A 583-nucleotide genomic window follows, 5' to 3' on the forward strand; every position below is an offset into this window, starting at 1 on the left:
TATTTCTATATTTCAAAAGTTTTTTAAGAAAAATCATTTTGAAGGTATATCTAATGCTAATATTAAAGATGAAAGAGAAAATACAAAATATTATCCATTTATAGTAGCATGGAATAAATTATATAGAAGAACTTTTTTATTAGATAATGATTTATTTTTTATGGATATAAAAAAGGGTTCTGAAGATGAAGATTTTTATCAAAGATTATTATTAAATAGTCCTAGTATATCTTATAATCATAATTCAATTTATTATTACAGAGTAAGAACTAGTTCATTGACTGAAAAATATATTTTAGATCCTAATTTTATAATTAATAATATGACTTTAATGCAAAACTCAATAAATTATTGTAAAGAGAGATTTCCAGAATTATTAAATGATTTATATGTTAGAATATATGAAGTGATTATTAATACATATCATCAAAACATATATAAAGAAGATAATTATATTCATATTCATAATTTTTTTAAGCATATATTTGTCAATTATAAATTGATTAATTTTAAAAATAGATTTAAAAAAATGATTTATGATGAATATATGGAAATAAAGACATCAGATACTTATGATAAATAT

The 583-nt window shown here is 17.8% G+C and carries 1 pseudogene; it reads left to right on the forward strand.

Annotated features, from left to right (window positions below):
* Positions 1–583: pseudogene (locus GQX97_RS14170) on the forward strand (hypothetical protein); the annotation flags it as partial.

The organism is Brachyspira sp. SAP_772, from assembly GCF_009755885.1.
Lineage (GTDB): Bacteria > Spirochaetota > Brachyspiria > Brachyspirales > Brachyspiraceae > Brachyspira.